The following is a 15,709-nucleotide window of genomic DNA, read 5'->3' as shown; positions in this document are numbered from 1 at the left end:
AGTTATTTGCCAGGGATAGGTGGCGGACCATCGATCATGGCCTCATATTTTACATCACCTTTTCTGGTCTTATATTCTTCTTTTACTTTTTCCACCAATTTCGGGTCATCAAAAAGGTCCAGCATGGTCATCCCCATGGCTTTGGAAGCATAGATCATTCCTTTGTGCCCAATGCTCATTCCACCGCAGGCTACTACGGCCCAAGAGTGCCACGGCGTATCTTTTGGAGCCACAGTAACCCCGAGGTTAATGTTCGGTACATTCCAGCTTACATCGCCCACATCAGTAGAGCCACCACCGGGCAGTTCCTGTGTTTCTTTCAGGGGATGGACTTCTCCGTCCATGCCCACTTGTGGCTTTCCGGTCGCTTCTTGAATGGCTTTACCATAGCTAATCTCTTCGTCGGTGTAAGTGATCGGGCCTAAAAGCTCCAGATTGTTCTGCATGATCTTACCGCCTTCACGATTGACCAAAGTTTCGTAGATACCAGAAATCAAAGAATATTTGTACTCTACATTGGCCATAATGGCTGCACCTTCGGCCATGGCCTTTACCCGCTCAAAAGTGGGAAGCATTACATCTCTCTTTGGATCACGTACCCGCACCCACAGTCTTGAATAATCCGGAACCACGTTAACCACTTGCCCGCCATCTTGGATGTGGTAGTGGATGCGGGATGTGGGTTTAATGTGCTCTCTGTAGTAATTGATTCCTGTCGTATATAATTCTAGGGCATCGGAGGCACTACGACCATTCCATGGGTCTGCGGAAGCATGGGCAGCCTGTCCGTAGAATTCTACCATAAAATCAACCAAGGCCAATCCACTCTGTACGTCGGCTTCGATTTCAGCTGATGGGTGCCAGCTTACATTAACATCTACATCGTCCCAAAGACCGGCTTCTACCATCCAAACTTTTCCAAAGAATTTTTCCTCGGCAGGTGTTCCAAAGAATTTTACAGTTCCTTTGATTGTCCCCGCTTCAATTTGTTCTTTAATGGCGATGGCCGCTCCCAAACTTGCGGCACCGAACATGTTATGTCCACAGCCATGACCTGGTTCACCTTCGATTCTTGGGTCTTTGGTGGGGACGGTATTTTGTGAAAGGCCTGGAAGTGCATCAAACTCGCCCAAGACACTGATTACGGGAGACCCCGAACCATAAGTTGCTATAAAAGCCGTTGGGATATCTGCCACACCACGGGTAACGGTCATCCCATTTTCTTCGGCATAATCGGCCAGCAATTCGGCAGAAATGGATTCTTCAAAAGCAGTTTCGGCCAAAGCCCAAATGGAATCGCTGATTTTGATAAGGTTTTCTTTGTGTTTTTCTACGGAAGCAACAACGGCTTTTTTGTCCTTGGACATCTTTTGGGCCGCTAGGTTGAGCGACATCAATCCCAAAAGGAGTAAGGTTGAAAGTTTCTTCATTTTAAAGGTTTTGAGTTAGTTATGTTCCGTTGATTTGATTTAGTTTTTTTGAGATAAAACAAAATCGTCCCAACAGAGAACTAAAATTAACGAAAAAGCTTCAACTTACCGCTTCTTTATATGTTTTTAAACATCGCTCGCGGGCTGTTTTATGATCAACAATAGGGTCGGGATAATTCATTTCTTGAAGGTCTGGCACCCACTTATTGATGTATTTTTTGTCCTTATCGAATTTCTTTATCTGTGTAGTGGGGTTGAAAATCCGGAAATAGGGGGCAGCATCTACGCCACTGCCAGCGGCCCATTGCCAGTTGCCCACATTGCTGGCCATTTCATAATCGAGCAGTTTTTCGGCAAAATAGGCTTCGCCCCAACGCCAATCGATTAAAAGATGTTTGCAGAGAAAACTTGCCACCAGCATACGTACCCGATTGTGCATATAACCGGTTTCATTCAGCTCGCGCATTCCTGCATCTACCAAAGGATAGCCTGTTTTTCCATTTTTCCATTTTTCGAATTCATCCTCGTTGTTTCGCCATTCAATTCTATCGTATTTGGCTCTAAAAGCCTCATTAACGGTATGTGGAAAATGCCACAGAATCTGCATAAAAAACTCTCTCCAAATCAGTTCGTTCCAAAACGTCTCGTTTTTTTCATCAATGGCTTTTTTTACCATTTTTCTGATGGAAACGGTACCAAATCGCAAGTGCGGACCTAAACGAGAAGTTCCTTTTTCTTTGGCGGGGTAGTCCCGTGTGTCTTCATATTTCTGAATCAAATCGGAAGTGACGGTAAAATCGGGAACTTTTATGGAAGACTCCTCAAACCCCATATCTTTCAGCGAAAGTTTTGGTAGATTTTTGGATGGATACAAGTTTTTACCAAGGTCACTCAATGTATCATACTCGACAAGATGAATAGACGGATTAAAATTTTCCTTCCATTTTTTCATGAATGGTGTATACACCACGTAAGGATCTCCATCGTCCTTCACCACTTCATCTTTTTCAAAAATCACTTGGTCCTTGAAAGTCTTGAACTCCACTTTATTTTCTTCCAAAAATGATTTTATCTCACCATCACGTTTTTTGGCATATGGCTCGTAATCATGGTTTGTGTAGACGGCTTCCACCTTATAGTCTTTCAATAATTGCTTGAAGACCTTTTTTGGGGTATCGTAAAACTGGGCAATTCCACTATCATGGTTGGCACCTAACTGATTATTTAATTTTTGCAGTTGTTCGTGGATAAAGGTTACCCTAGCATCATTTTTTGGGATATTTTCCAGTATTTCGGTATCAAAAATGAATATTGGCAAGACGGGAACATCATCTTGAAGTGCTTGATATAGTCCAACGTTATCATCCAGCCGCAAATCACGCCTAAACCAAAAAATATTGATTTTATCTTTCATGAATTCACGTTTAAGCTGGACATTCCACCGTCGACCCCAATAACCTGCCCTGTAATCCATGAGTTATCGGAACTCAACAAAAAGGTGGCCATATTAGCTATATCCGCTGCGTTGCCAACCCTTTTCATGGGGTGTCTTTCGGACATCATCTCTTTTTTCTTATCGTTGCTCAGCAGTCGTTCCGATAGGGGAGTGTCCACTAAAGATGGGGCAATAACATTCACTCTAATTTTAGGAGCATATTCCGCCGCCAAGGCTCGGGCAAAACCTTCAATAGCTCCTTTAGCCGCCGATACACTGGTGTGGAAGGGCATTCCTGTCCCCACGGCCACAGTACTGAAAAAAACCATGCTAGAACCTTCGTTCATTCTATTGATGATGGATTTGACCGTTCTGGCCAAAGCAATAAAATTGATTTCCATATCATTTTGAATGGTGTCGATTCCCATTGTTTTAAAAGGTTTCAGGTTGATGCTTCCAGGACAGTACACAAAACCGTCCAATGTTTCAGGAATGGCTTTATCGTTAATGTCCTCATTTAGGGCATCAAAAGGGATGTGAGTAGCGTCAATGTTTGAAAGATGTTCGTTACTTCTACTGGCAATGAATACTTCATTCTCTTTGGAAAGCATTTTTGCCATTTCCAAACCTATACCATAAGAGCCACCGATCAATAATATATTCTTTTTCATGTTATACTTTTCTGATGCTTAAATAGTTCTCTTTTCCATCCACTTGGCCAAATAAATCGGCAAGTTTTTGCTCCCGAAACTCAAAAATCTTCTGCAGTTGTTTCTTTACCAACAAGGGGTGAGTGAGTTGCCCCAAAAAACCAAAGGGCAATTTGTAATCAATGATGTCTTCCATTTCCACACCTTCGGGAACTTCTTTTAAAAAATGTTTGTGGTGCCAAAGGGAGTAGGGGCCAAAACGCTGCTCGTCCACAAAATATTCGCCTTCTTTAACATGGGTTATCTCAGTTACCCATTTTGTGGAAACAAAAGGAAACGGTTTTACTATATATTGAATCACCTGCCCTTGGAACATGGGTCTATCCGCTCCGGCCAAAATATGGAAACCCATGTGTTGTGGAGTTATCACTGCCAGATTTTTCGGGTCTGATAAAAAGTCCCAGGCCTCCTTTTTACTTATGGGGAATACTTGCCTAGATTTCAATTGATACAGTTGCATCCTAAGTGGTTTATACAAAGATAGCAGTTAAATGTTTAATAAAAATAATAAATAGTTAAACAAAAATTAAATCAGAAGAATTATTGCTTATTTTTGTTTTAAGATTTAATTAACAAATAGGGCATCGCTTTATCTTAATTTTGATCTGCTGAACATTTAATATATACAACAACTATGAAAAATTTTACACTCTTATTGTTTGCGGTGTCCATGTGTTTTTCGCTACAGGCACAAATACAGACACCAGCGCCCAGTCCGGCTTCAACTTTGGAGCAGAAGGTGGGATTGACCGATGTTACCGTTAAATATTCCCGTCCCGCCATGAAGGGAAGAAAAATATTTGGCGATTTGGTTCCTTTTGGAGCTATTTGGAGAACAGGTGCCAATGAAAACACCACAATTTCCTTTAGTGACGATGTTATTGTGGAAGGGAAGGAACTGAAAGCAGGCACTTACGCTATCTACACTAGACCCGCTGAGGCGGTTTGGGAAGTATTCTTTTACACTGCAACTGACAACTGGGGAACTCCGCAGGAGTGGGATGCCTCTAAAGTTGCTGCTACAGTAAAGGTTGAAACATTTGACATTCCGATGCCCATTGAAACTTTCACGATTACTTTTGATGACCTTCACAATAATGGAGGAACTCTTGGCATCATGTGGGAGAACACCTATGTGGGTGTAAAATTTGTTGTTCCAACTGTGGAGAAAGCGATCAAAAGTATCGAGGCGACCATGGCGAACAAAAAAGACCTGACCGCTAATGACTATTTTGCCGCAGGTTCCTATTATTTTGCCGAGGGCATGAATATGGAACAGGCCAAAGAATGGGTTGATAAGGCTGTTGAGATGGGTGATGGCAAAGCTTTTTGGATGATGCGCACACAATCGTTGATTTACGCAAAAATGGGCGATAAAAAGGCTGCTATCGAAGCTGCTAAAAAATCCATGGCTGCTGCTCAGGCCGCCGGAAACCAAGATTATGTAAAAATGAACAAGGATTCCTTAAAGGAATGGGCCGAAATGTAAATAGGCTTTATTCCCATATAATAATAAAGAAGCCCACTTTTTAGTGGGTTTTTTTATTGTTCAATGGGAGAATTGCCCAAGAAGTTATCGAACAATTGTGTGATTATTGCCAACAGAATTACCAAGACACACCCGAAAGCATTCAACCATAGATAGGACATCCAGTCCAAATACCAGCCAATGATCACAATAATTTGGGTTACAATAGCCGCTACAAAAACCGCATTTCCCTTCACAAACTTAAAGAAGAAAGCCAGTAAAAAGATACCCAGCACATTTCCATAGAAAATGGAACCTATGATATTGACCAGCTGAATCAAATTATCAAAGAGACTGGCAACGTTTGCGATTATGATAGCAATTATGCCCCATAGTAGGGTAAAAGCTTTGGTTGCCTTTAAATAATGTTCTTGGCCATGCTCTTTTTTTACGTTCCTTTTGTATAGGTCCAATGCGGTAATGGTGCCAAGCGCATTCAACTCAGAAGCTGTTGATGACATGGCTGCTGAGAGTATAACGGCCAAAAGAAGACCAATTAGTCCCATAGGCAGATTATTCAGTATAAAATGGATAAAGACATAATCTTTATCGTTGGTCTCAACTGTAGCATCCGCTTTTGCAATCAGATCCTTGGCAGTTTCTCTGTTTGCTGTTTCTTTCTCATTGATTTTTATGATATCCTGCTTGGCCTGTTCAATAGCATTGTACTCCTTTAATTCTAGGGCCGCGGAGAAAGAATGTTGTGCCATGCGTTTTTCCTTTTCCAATTCTTTATGGTCGTTCTCCAGGGCTTGATAATCATTGGCGTAATCTGACTGCATGATAGCTTCGGTGGCAGCGGGGTTAAAGTTCAAGGGGGAGGAATTATACTGATAAAAGACAAACACCATTGCACCTACCAAAAGAATAAAGAACTGCATGGGTATTTTAAAAATTCCATTAAAAATCAATGCCCATTGACTTTCTTTTACGCTCCTACCGGACAGATAGCGTTGTACTTGGCTTTGATCTGTCCCAAAATAGGCCAAGGCCAAAAAGAAACCACCTGTGATTCCACTCCAAAACGTGTATCTGTTGTTGGTGTCAAAAGAAAAATCAAGAATGTTGAGTTTGTTGTTCGCCCCCGCTATTTTTAAGGCTTTATCAAAGGAAATATCGGTTGGAAGAGCTCCCAAAATAAAGAAAAATGCAAAAAACATCCCCAGCATTATGATGAACATCTGTTGCTTTTGTGTAACACTTACCGCTTTGGTGCCACCCGAAACGGTATAGATAATAACCGAAATCCCTATGATTATGTTCAAAGTCCTCAAGTCCCACCCCAAAACGGCGGAGAGGATTATTGAAGGAGCAAAAATGGTAATCCCTGCTGCCAAACCGCGTTGTACCAAAAACAGTAGGGCGGTCAGTGTACGGGTCTTAAGGTCAAAACGTCCTTCGAGCATCTCGTAAGCGGTGAATACCTTTAGCTTTTTATAAATAGGAATAAATACCAAACAAATGACGATCATGGCCAAGGGAAGTCCAAAATAGAACTGAACAAACCCCATACCGTCGTGGAATGCCTGGCCGGGAGTGGACAAAAATGTGATGGCACTTGCCTGTGTTGCCATTACCGATAAGCCAATGGTCCACCATTTTACATCGTCACCTCCGCGAACATAATCGTCTACACTATTGTTGCCACGGGTTTTCCAAACACCGTAAGCAACGATGAAAATCAGGGTGCTACCAAGAATAATCCAGTCGAGTAATGCCATTCAGGGTTTAATTGTTTAAAATCATTATGAGGTAAAACACTAAAATATATATGGCATTCAAAAGAATAACAATGCTGTACTCTTTCTTCCATTCGAATTTGGTATCCATATTATCCTTTGACATTATTGTCTCTTTTTACTTCATCTTTTCCAATGGAAAGCATATTTGCAAACAGTTTATATGCTCCCGAAACCCCAACAGGCAATTCCCTGAAAAAGCTCAGTCCTGTGTAAATATAGTGACCTTCTCCATAGGGTGCTACTATGAGGCTGCCTTGTTTCTCGGTCTCGCCTTCATCTTGCATGGAGAGGATAGGTGTAAATTCCGAGCTCCACTGGCTTGGATAGTATAATCCCCGTTCCTGTACCCATCCATCAAAATCTTTTTCCGTGATGGTGTTTGGAAAGTTTACCAATGAATTGTTGGGCGCCAATATTTTGACTTCTGCATTCTCGTCAGTAACCCTGTCGCGGGAAAGGGTGACCTCGTAAGGTGCAATATTTTCAAATTGACCTGCCCATCTTCCTGCTGTGTTATATTGCACGATCATGGTGCCACCATTCTTGACATAGTCGAACAAAACGGGTTGCTTGAATTTCAGGGCATCCACAACATTGTAGGCCCTGATGCCCACCACTACAGCATCATACTTGTCCAAATCTCCATGTTGAATATCATTTGGGTCCACCACATGCACTTGGTAACCGATTTGCTCCAAACTTTCGGGAACATTGTCTCCCGCACCCATGATGTAGGCAATGTGCTCACCAGATTTTCTTATATCCATACGAACCACTTTGGCTTCTGATGGGAGTAGAATGGATTGCTTTGGAATATGATTGTAATCAATTTCTACAAGTTCATCTCTGTAAATTTTATTGCCGACACTTACTTTAGGTTCAATTTTTCCTTCGCTTTCAGTACTTGGAGGGGTAACCTCAAATATTACTGAAATTTCCTCTCCTTTCTGGGCTATGGAGAATGGAATGCTGTTTGGGGAAACTTTCCAGCCCATTGGATGGTCCAATTCGACTGTACCTGACACATCATTTTTCCCGGCTCTGATTTTTACCTGTACACTTTTTGTGTCGGAATCGGCGAATATCAAGACCTTTTCATCAATTTTGGAGGTAACCTCGGGCAAAATAGCAAATGGCTCGTAAAGTTCGCCTCTATCTGGCTTAGAGTAGCGGTGGACAACTGATTTCTCGAATGGAATTTCCACACCATCGATTTCCAGATTGAAAATGGCCTTAAAGGCACTTGGGGTTTCGGGTTTGCCAATTAGGCTTTGGTCATTTACCGTATAGGTCCCCAAGGTTCCAGGTTCGTTCAACCAATATGGACTGGTGTATGGTGTGTTTGCGGGTACAGTAAAGTTGACCTCGAAATTCTCCTTTTGATTGTCTCCCAAAACCTTATTCGGTGTTAGTTTGGCACCGGCCCCAACAATTTGAATATCTTTTAAAGTTACATTTTGTGATGACCTATTGATAGTTTCAATATTGATTGTTGCTTTGCTGCCCGGAGTTGTGGAAGCACTTGCTGAACTGGCCTCCAAATATAATCCTGAAGCGGCCGAAATTATATTTTTTAACTCTTCAGATTTAAGGGTCCTCCAGTGCTTATCCTCCACTTTTTGAAGTAATTGATAGGCCCTGACAAGTTCGGGAATGTGCTTGGATGGGTTCTGGAAATCAAAATTAGCCTCTACCTTGTATAAAATATCCCCTATGGCCTCGCCTCCTTTTACTCGGGACCAGGTCGTGTTGATACCCTCAAAAACATCATTGCTTTTAGGCATATCACCTTTCAGAAGTTCAATGTATTCCATATCGGAACCCCTATCGGTCAACCTACCAAACCCTTGACAAAGGTGTTGACTTCTCGCCATTGAAGCGATTTCGTTATTGGAAAGCCCTAGTTCGGGATAGTAGGTGCCAACATCCAAACTTACCATACCTGATTTATCCACCTTTTCAAATGCTTCTTGACTTCCATATTGCCACCAAGATGTGTTGTAGAAAATACGCTTTGGCTGCCATGTGGTTGTCTGTTCCAATTGCTCGGAATAAACATTGGGGTCATTTGCCAAATCAAATGCCTCCATGCTTAAAATGGCAGAGGAGGTATGATGTCCATGGGTCGAGCCCGGGGTCCTATGGTCAAAACGATTGATGATGACATCAGGTTTAATTTGTCTGATCGTCCAGACCACATCGGCCAAGACTTTATCTTTGTCCCAAATTTTCAATGTTTCTTTTGGATGTTTGGAAAAACCAAAGTCGTTGGCGCGTGTAAAGCGTTGTTCTCCGCCATCCATATGTCTTGCCGCCAAAAGTTCTTGGGTTCGCAACACTCCTAAAAGTTCACGCAACTCGGGGCCTATCAAGTTTTGCCCGCCATCTCCACGCGTCATGGACAGATATACGGTCCTTGCCTTTTTATGGTTGGCCATATAAGAAATAAGGCTAGTATTTTCATCATCCGGATGCGCGGCAACATAGAGAGCCGTTCCCAGAAAATTCAATTTTTGGACTTCATGAAAAAGCTCAGCAGAGGTAGGCTTATCGGGCTTTTGGGCAAAAGTGTTCGTGACTAGTAATATGGTTAAGGAAAGGAGTACCCAAAAATGCTTCATAGTTGGTCGTTTAGCGGTTAAATCAAATATAGGTAGTTTGTATTCAGTTATTGGTTTGTTTAGAAGAGTTTTAACGCTCCCCGAGGGTTGTTAAAAGGACTTATAGCTCTAAACTATCCCTTAAAACTAGATTTTTATTTTCATTTTGTTTCCAATAGGCCGTTTTCAATGTTTTGATTTTGGATGCGGAGGTGGTCAATGTTTTTGCGTTTGAACCAAATCCACTTTTAAATTTTTCCTCCCAACTTACGATGGAATATGGGAAGTTTGTCGTGAAATTTATCATCAAATTTCGTTCCAAATTTGGATAGGAAATAGTGTAGGTTGTAATCCCCTCTTTTGATGAAATTTGGGCAATGGCATTATATGGTCTCATTTCTTGATGCCTTAACCTTAAATACTCCAGAGAAGGTATTATTGAAATTTCACCGGTAGGAAGATTTTCTGGATTTATTCTGATTTTGGTCCAAATTTCATTTTCGAGGATTGCTTTTTCCATGGAGAAATTTTGGTCTGCCTCCCCTTCAAAATAAGAATGCGAAGTAAACTCAAATTGATTCCTATTGTTCAACTGGGAATACACGTGCCCGCACCACTCCTGTACGGATAAACTTGTTTTAAGCGCATGTTGATTGTCATGAACGGGATAAAAGGTGCCGCTCATGATAGAGTAGGGGTAAATACCTGTCAAAAACTTTTTAGTGGCATTCAATTTTAAGACCGATATGTTTTCTGGATTGTTGTTGTTCGCTTTTACCTGTTCCTTGGGCAAAAATGGCTCGGTCACATAAATTAAAACTGCATTTCCATCCCTGAGCTCACCATATCTTGCTTGTTCCAGTTTATAGGATGTGATTTCTGCTTCACCGGCATACCAATATGCTTTGAACTCATCAGAAAGTGGTGTCTTTGGTTTTGGAGTGTCTTCTTTTGGTGGGGTAGAAGATGTGGAACCATCAGTTTTTTGACGGTTGTCATTGCATGCTCCCAATAGGGAAAAAGCCATTAAACTGACTAATATCTTGGCTAAATCTGAAGGTTTCATAGAACAGGGTTTACGTAAAGTTACGCATCCAAACTCAAGAAACCAGATTTATCAAGGTTTCATAGACCAAATCGGTAGGAAGTCCTACCACATTATTGTACGAACCTTGAATTTCGGAGATTCCGATCATCCCTATCCATTCTTGAATCCCATAGGCTCCAGCTTTATCGAACGGTTGGCAAGTTTCAATGTAGTAATTGATTTCGTCATCCGAAAAGTCTTTCAACTTCACCTTGGTGACGCCACTAACGGTTTTTTGGAAATGTTTTGAGGTAAAACATACGGATGAGATTACCTCGTGCCAATCACCCGAGAGGGTGCGCAGCATTTTAAATGCTTCGTCATGGTTGGCCGCTTTCGCTAAAGATACACCGTTGTGCCACACCACGGTATCCGAAGTAATCACGATTTGATTGTCTTCCACATCATCCATAAATGGTGTGGCCTTTAGTTTGGCCAGATATTCGGATATTTCTCCCCCTCTCAGTTCATCGGGGTAGATTTCTTCCACGGATTTGGGCTGCACCTCAAAGTCGATTCCCAATTCTTCCAAAAACATTTTCCGTCTTGGTGAACCGGAGCCCAGAATGATTTTTTTGTCCTTGAGTTTTTCTTTAAGTGGATTTTTAGTCATTCTCTGCGCTAAAATTATCGTTCCAGTCCCCACGAACCTTTAAAACCTGTTCAATAATGTCTCGAACGCAGCCATCGCCACCATTTTTATGCGAAACATAATCGGAAATTGCCTTTACCTCCGGCACCGCATTTTGCGGAGAAGTAGCAAGGGCGACCATTTTCATAGGAGGAATATCCGGCATGTCATCTCCCATGTAAACAACGGTTTGTGGGTCAATACCATGAATCTCCAAATATTCTTCCAAAGGTTCTTGTTTGTGGTGGGCACCCATATAAAAATCGGTTACCCCAAGACCTTTCAAGCGCTCTTTTACCCCTTTATTGGTCCCGCCGGTAATTATACAGACATTGTATCCCTTTTGTATCGCAGTTTTTAGGGCATACCCATCTTTAACACTCATTTTGCGAAGCAACTCTCCATCGGAGGTGATTAAAACCGTTCCATCGGTAAAAACACCGTCAACGTCAAATACAAAGGTGGTAATGTTGCTCAATAGCTCTTTATAATTCTTTTTCATGGGCTTGTTTTATGGCTTGGCTCAATAATTTATAGAGTGTAATGTGTTCTTTCTTGTTCAGGAGTTCTAGGTGGCCTTCCATACTCTTGATATCATTTCGGCGAGCTGGACCAGTCTGCGCCTTCTGGGGTGACATGGTCTGAATTTTATGGGCCGTTTCCATGATCAAAGGTTTCAATAAATCAAAAGAAAGGCCTTCTTCCAAACAAAGTTCTTCGCCAATGCTGTACAGGTAATTGGTGAAGTTGTTCACAAAAACGGCCGCAAGATGCAATTTTTTTCGCTGTTCTGAGTCAATCTGACACACGTTTTTGGAAATGGACATCGCCAAACTCTTCAAGGTATTCAAGGATTTTTCATGATCAGCTTCGATACAGATCGGAATGTTTGAAAAATCCACTTCTTTATCCTTGGTAAAAGTCTGTAAGGGATAAAAAACCGCTTTTTTCCCGGACTGTAAAGTATTCATATCGATGGCCCCCGAAGTGTGGGCCACGATTCCCTTTTTGTTTGATAGATATTTAGAGACTTCGCCAATGGCATCATCTTTTACAGAAATCAAATATACGTCAGCATCGGCAATGGCATCAAAATCAGTGGTGATAGTTGAATGTTTGGAAAACTGCTGTAATTCTTTCACATTACGGCCTATAACCTGCACCACATCGACATCATCGGCTTTTAAAAAAGCAGTGTACAGGTGTTTGGCGAGGTTTCCGGTACCCAGAATCACAATCTTTAGCATGTCCAAAACTACAAATTTAGGGTTTATGGATTATACTGAGAATTAACAAATATGTACGATTTTTATCCTTCTGGGCAGTAAGGAAGTTCTAAAAAGGCCGTATTTTTGCAAGCCGAAAGTAGACCGAATTTCCATGATAGATATTCTTAAAAAAACGCTTTTTTCCACAAGACTTATGGCTGTTCTATTTTTGGTTTTTGCTGCGGCATTGGCCATGGGAACTTTTGTGGAAACTTGGTACAGTACCGAAACCGCACGAATTTACATCTATAATGCTACTTGGTTCGAGGCCATCATGGTATTTTTTGTAATCAATTTTTTCGGAAATATTTACAGATATCGGTTATTGCAGTGGAAAAAATGGCCAGTACTTGTTCTTCACCTTTCGTGGATTTTGATCATTATTGGTGCTTTTGTGACCCGTTACATCAGTTACGAGGGTATGATGCCCATTAGGGAAGGTGCTACTGAAAAAGTTTTTTATTCGGACAAGACCTTTTTAACGGCGTTTGTTGATGGGGAGATCAATGGAGAAACCAAAAGAAGGGTGCTGGAGGACGATATCTTGGTAACGCCTGAAGGGAAACGTACCAGTCTGCCATGGAAATCCGATTTTAATGGGCAACCATTTTCCATCTCCTATGTTGATTTTATCCAGGGAGCGGAAGAAGGGTTGGTGCCAGATGAAAATGGAGCTGAATATTTACAAATTGTGGAAGCGGGCGATGGACAACGACATGAACATTATTTGGAAAATGGGAAAATAGCCAGTGTCCATAATATTCTTTTTGCCCTGAACAACGAAACCGACGGTGCCATCAACATTTTTTATGATGAGGAGAACGGTTACCGTATCAAATCACCTTTTGAAGGGGATTTTATGCGTATGGCCGACCAGTTTAGGGGAACAGTAACCAGTGACAGCATTCAGCCGCTCCAACTACGTTCGCTCTACAACATGGGGGGGATGCAGTTTGTGGTGCCCGAGCCCTTGATCAAAGGTAGGTACGGGGTCGTCGAAGTTCCCGAGGAAGAAATTACCCCTGCAACACAAGACGCATTGGTGGTATCCATCTCTGCAAATGGGGATACCCAAGAGGTAAAATTATTGGGAGGCAAGGGGAGTGCCAACTTCTCCGATAAGATCAACGTTGGTGGCTTGGATTTTTCATTGAGCTATGGATCAAAAGTATACGAACTTCCTTTCTCCATTGAATTGAACGATTTTATAGCGGAAAAATATCCCGGAACAGAAGCGGGCTATGCTTCTTTTATGAGCAAGGTTACAGTACACGACGATCGCCCTTTTGATTACGATATTTATATGAACCACGTTTTGGACCATAAGGGATACCGTTTTTTTCAGGCGAATTTTGATCCAGATGAAAAAGGTACCGGTCTTTCCGTAAACCATGATTGGTGGGGTACCTGGATAACCTATATTGGATATTTTCTGCTTTACATCGGGTTGATGGGCATTATGTTTTTTGGTAAAACACGTTTCAGGGATTTACAGGTCATGCTCAAAAAAATAAAGGAAAAGAAGGCTGCGTTGACCACGATAGCTCTTTTATTTGCTGCGATCAATGCAAATGCGCAGGATGCACACGAGCATTCGTCGGTACCCACCCAAAAACAAATTGATTCTGTGATCCAAGCTACTACTGTGGCCGAAGAGCATGCCGAAAAATTTGGCGCATTGATCATACAGGATGAAAATGGACGAATGAAGCCCGTGAACACTTTCGCTTCCGAACTTTTGCGAAAATTAAGCGGGAACGACAAATATCAAGACCTTTCAGCCAATCAAGTTTTCCTTTCCATGATGCTGAACCCTGGCGTTTGGTACACTACCGACATTATTGCCTTGGGAGATAAGGGAAATGACAGTATTCGTAAGGTTATCGGTGTTCCTGAAGAAACAAAATTTGTTAAGGCAACAGATTTCTTTGATGCCAAAGGAAGTTATAAACTCAGGCCTTTTTTGGAGAAGGCGACCTCCAAGGCAAACCCTAACAAATTCGAAAAGGATTTTAAGAAAGTAGGGGAGCGGTTAAGTTTATTGGACGTTGCCCTGAGCGGTCAAATGGTGAAGATATTCCCCTTGCTGAACGATGAAAATAACAAATGGATCTCTGCCGTGGAGTATCGTGGAGGCGAATACCAGGTTCAGGATTCGCTCTATGCCAATTTCATCAAGAATGCAATGCCCTACTATTTGAATTCATTGCAACAGTCCATAGTAACAGGTGACTATTCCCAACCGGATAAATTGTTGGAGGCATTCAAGCAGAACCAAACCAATCATGGGGAGGAAATATTGCCATCGGATAACAAGATAAAAATCGAGATCATTTATAATAAGTTAGATCTCTTTAACCGGTTGTACAAGTACTACGCAATAGTTGGTTTGTTGTTGTTCTTTGTTTTGATAGCCAAAATTTTTAAGGAACGTAAATTTCTTGACGCTACCGCCTATGCATTAAAAGGTACCATCATCATATTTTTTATATGGCATACCATTGGTTTGATTTTGCGTTGGTACATATCCGGGCACGCTCCATGGAGCGATGCTTATGAAAGTATACTCTATGTGGCATGGGCAACCATGGGAATTGGATTGGCACTTGGTAGAAAGAGTGAGTTGACCATAGCTTCCAGCGCATTTGTTACCTGTATGTTATTGTGGGTCGCACACCAAAGCTGGGTTGATCCCGCTATTGCCAATCTACAACCCGTTCTCGATAGTTATTGGTTGATGATTCACGTAGCCGTAATTGTGGGTAGCTATGGGCCGTTGACCGTAGGAATGATCTTGGGTGTGGTCGCCTTGTTGTTGATGGTGCTTACCACCAAAAAGAACAAAAAACGAATGGACATCAATATAAAGGAGCTGACCGTTATCAACGAACTGGCACTAACGGCAGGTTTGGTGATGCTGACCATAGGTAACTTTCTGGGAGGCCAATGGGCCAATGAAAGCTGGGGCCGTTATTGGGGCTGGGACCCCAAGGAGACTTGGGCGTTGGTTTCGATTATGATCTATGCATTTGTTCTACACATGCGATTGGTTCCCGGTCTTCGTGGCAAATGGGTCTATAATTTTGCCAGCATTGTGGCTTATGCCAGCATTATGATGACGTATTTTGGCGTAAACTTCTATTTGGTAGGACTGCACAGTTATGCTAGTGGAGACCAAGTAATAACCCCAAGCTTTGTGTGGTACACAGTACTAGGGGTCTTTATTCTGGGTGGAATCAGTTTTTGGCGCTACAAAGTGCATTACGCCAAAAAATAGG

General features: G+C 42.0%; 12 protein-coding genes. 2 read left to right on the top strand and 10 right to left on the bottom strand.

Features of this window, described 5'->3' with window-relative positions:
- Positions 1–2 precede the first annotated feature (2 nt).
- The 4 genes from J0656_RS04450 to J0656_RS04435 form a co-directional block, all read right to left on the bottom strand.
- On the bottom strand, positions 3–1,430 hold the full coding sequence (locus tag J0656_RS04450) for an amidohydrolase (RefSeq protein WP_207031832.1): 1,428 nt from the start codon (positions 1,428–1,430) through the stop codon (positions 3–5).
- Between the two features lie 100 nt (positions 1,431–1,530).
- Positions 1,531–2,844, bottom strand: coding sequence for a cryptochrome/photolyase family protein (locus J0656_RS04445; protein WP_207031830.1), 1,314 nt, complete (start codon positions 2,842–2,844; stop codon positions 1,531–1,533).
- A complete protein-coding gene (locus tag J0656_RS04440) occupies positions 2,841–3,536 on the bottom strand; it encodes an SDR family NAD(P)-dependent oxidoreductase (RefSeq protein WP_207031829.1) in 696 nt (231 codons plus the stop codon). The genes J0656_RS04445 and J0656_RS04440 overlap by 4 nt, the downstream gene beginning before the upstream one ends.
- A 1-nt stretch (position 3,537) precedes the next feature.
- Complete coding sequence (locus J0656_RS04435; RefSeq protein ID WP_207031828.1) at positions 3,538–4,035, bottom strand: SRPBCC family protein; 498 nt, start codon at positions 4,033–4,035, stop codon at positions 3,538–3,540.
- Positions 4,036–4,209: 174 nt separating this feature from the next.
- On the opposite strand from J0656_RS04435, the gene J0656_RS04430 reads away from it, so the two are divergent.
- On the top strand, positions 4,210–5,064 hold the full coding sequence (locus tag J0656_RS04430; protein ID WP_207031827.1) for a DUF2911 domain-containing protein: 855 nt from the start codon (positions 4,210–4,212) through the stop codon (positions 5,062–5,064).
- 53 nt (positions 5,065–5,117) lie between these two features.
- Here J0656_RS04430 and J0656_RS04425 read toward each other — a convergent pair whose 3' ends face one another.
- The 6 genes from J0656_RS04425 to J0656_RS04400 all read right to left on the bottom strand — a co-directional run bounded on the left by J0656_RS04425 (position 5,118) and on the right by J0656_RS04400 (position 12,410).
- Entirely contained in the window at positions 5,118–6,824 is a 1,707-nt protein-coding gene (locus tag J0656_RS04425; RefSeq protein ID WP_207031826.1) for a sodium:solute symporter family transporter, read from the bottom strand.
- A gap of 110 nt (positions 6,825–6,934) precedes the next feature.
- Positions 6,935–9,466: a PIG-L family deacetylase gene (locus J0656_RS04420; protein WP_207031825.1), complete on the bottom strand. Its 2,532-nt coding sequence runs from the start codon at positions 9,464–9,466 to the stop codon at positions 6,935–6,937.
- Positions 9,467–9,566: 100 nt separating this feature from the next.
- On the bottom strand, positions 9,567–10,511 hold the full coding sequence (locus J0656_RS04415; protein WP_207031824.1) for a septum formation inhibitor Maf: 945 nt from the start codon (positions 10,509–10,511) through the stop codon (positions 9,567–9,569).
- Positions 10,512–10,545: 34 nt separating this feature from the next.
- The gene (locus J0656_RS04410; protein ID WP_207031823.1) at positions 10,546–11,145 is read right to left on the bottom strand and encodes a Maf family nucleotide pyrophosphatase; all 600 of its coding nucleotides are present in this window, start codon (positions 11,143–11,145) and stop codon (positions 10,546–10,548) included.
- Positions 11,138–11,665, bottom strand: a complete 528-nt coding sequence (locus J0656_RS04405) for a KdsC family phosphatase (RefSeq protein ID WP_207031822.1) — start codon at positions 11,663–11,665, stop codon at positions 11,138–11,140. The genes J0656_RS04410 and J0656_RS04405 overlap by 8 nt, the downstream gene beginning before the upstream one ends.
- Complete coding sequence (locus tag J0656_RS04400) at positions 11,649–12,410, bottom strand: Rossmann-like and DUF2520 domain-containing protein (protein WP_207031820.1); 762 nt, start codon at positions 12,408–12,410, stop codon at positions 11,649–11,651. The genes J0656_RS04405 and J0656_RS04400 overlap by 17 nt, the downstream gene beginning before the upstream one ends.
- Positions 12,411–12,543: 133 nt before the next feature.
- Between J0656_RS04400 and J0656_RS04395 the strand changes: the two genes are divergently transcribed.
- Entirely contained in the window at positions 12,544–15,708 is a 3,165-nt protein-coding gene (locus J0656_RS04395; protein WP_207031818.1) for a cytochrome c biogenesis protein, read from the top strand.
- Position 15,709 lies beyond the last annotated feature (1 nt).

This window comes from Flagellimonas aurea, from assembly GCF_017313785.1.
GTDB lineage: Bacteria > Bacteroidota > Bacteroidia > Flavobacteriales > Flavobacteriaceae > Flagellimonas > Flagellimonas aurea.
Note: the sequence above shows the minus strand (reverse complement) of the source record. Positions and strands in the feature narration are given on the sequence as shown.

Bases quoted from the DNA above. Each gene is read 5' to 3' on its own strand.
- J0656_RS04450 (WP_207031832.1), bottom strand. From the start codon at position 1,430: ATGAAGAAACTTTCAACCTTACTCCTTTTGGGATTGATGTCGCTCAAC.
- J0656_RS04445 (WP_207031830.1), bottom strand. From the start codon at position 2,844: ATGAAAGATAAAATCAATATTTTTTGGTTTAGGCGTGATTTGCGGCTG.
- J0656_RS04440 (WP_207031829.1), bottom strand. From the start codon at position 3,536: ATGAAAAAGAATATATTATTGATCGGTGGCTCTTATGGTATAGGTTTG.
- J0656_RS04435 (WP_207031828.1), bottom strand. From the start codon at position 4,035: ATGCAACTGTATCAATTGAAATCTAGGCAAGTATTCCCCATAAGTAAA.
- J0656_RS04430 (WP_207031827.1), top strand. From the start codon at position 4,210: ATGAAAAATTTTACACTCTTATTGTTTGCGGTGTCCATGTGTTTTTCG.
- J0656_RS04425 (WP_207031826.1), bottom strand. From the start codon at position 6,824: ATGGCATTACTCGACTGGATTATTCTTGGTAGCACCCTGATTTTCATC.
- J0656_RS04420 (WP_207031825.1), bottom strand. From the start codon at position 9,466: ATGAAGCATTTTTGGGTACTCCTTTCCTTAACCATATTACTAGTCACG.
- J0656_RS04415 (WP_207031824.1), bottom strand. From the start codon at position 10,511: ATGAAACCTTCAGATTTAGCCAAGATATTAGTCAGTTTAATGGCTTTT.
- J0656_RS04410 (WP_207031823.1), bottom strand. From the start codon at position 11,145: ATGACTAAAAATCCACTTAAAGAAAAACTCAAGGACAAAAAAATCATT.
- J0656_RS04405 (WP_207031822.1), bottom strand. From the start codon at position 11,665: ATGAAAAAGAATTATAAAGAGCTATTGAGCAACATTACCACCTTTGTA.
- J0656_RS04400 (WP_207031820.1), bottom strand. From the start codon at position 12,410: ATGCTAAAGATTGTGATTCTGGGTACCGGAAACCTCGCCAAACACCTG.
- J0656_RS04395 (WP_207031818.1), top strand. From the start codon at position 12,544: ATGATAGATATTCTTAAAAAAACGCTTTTTTCCACAAGACTTATGGCT.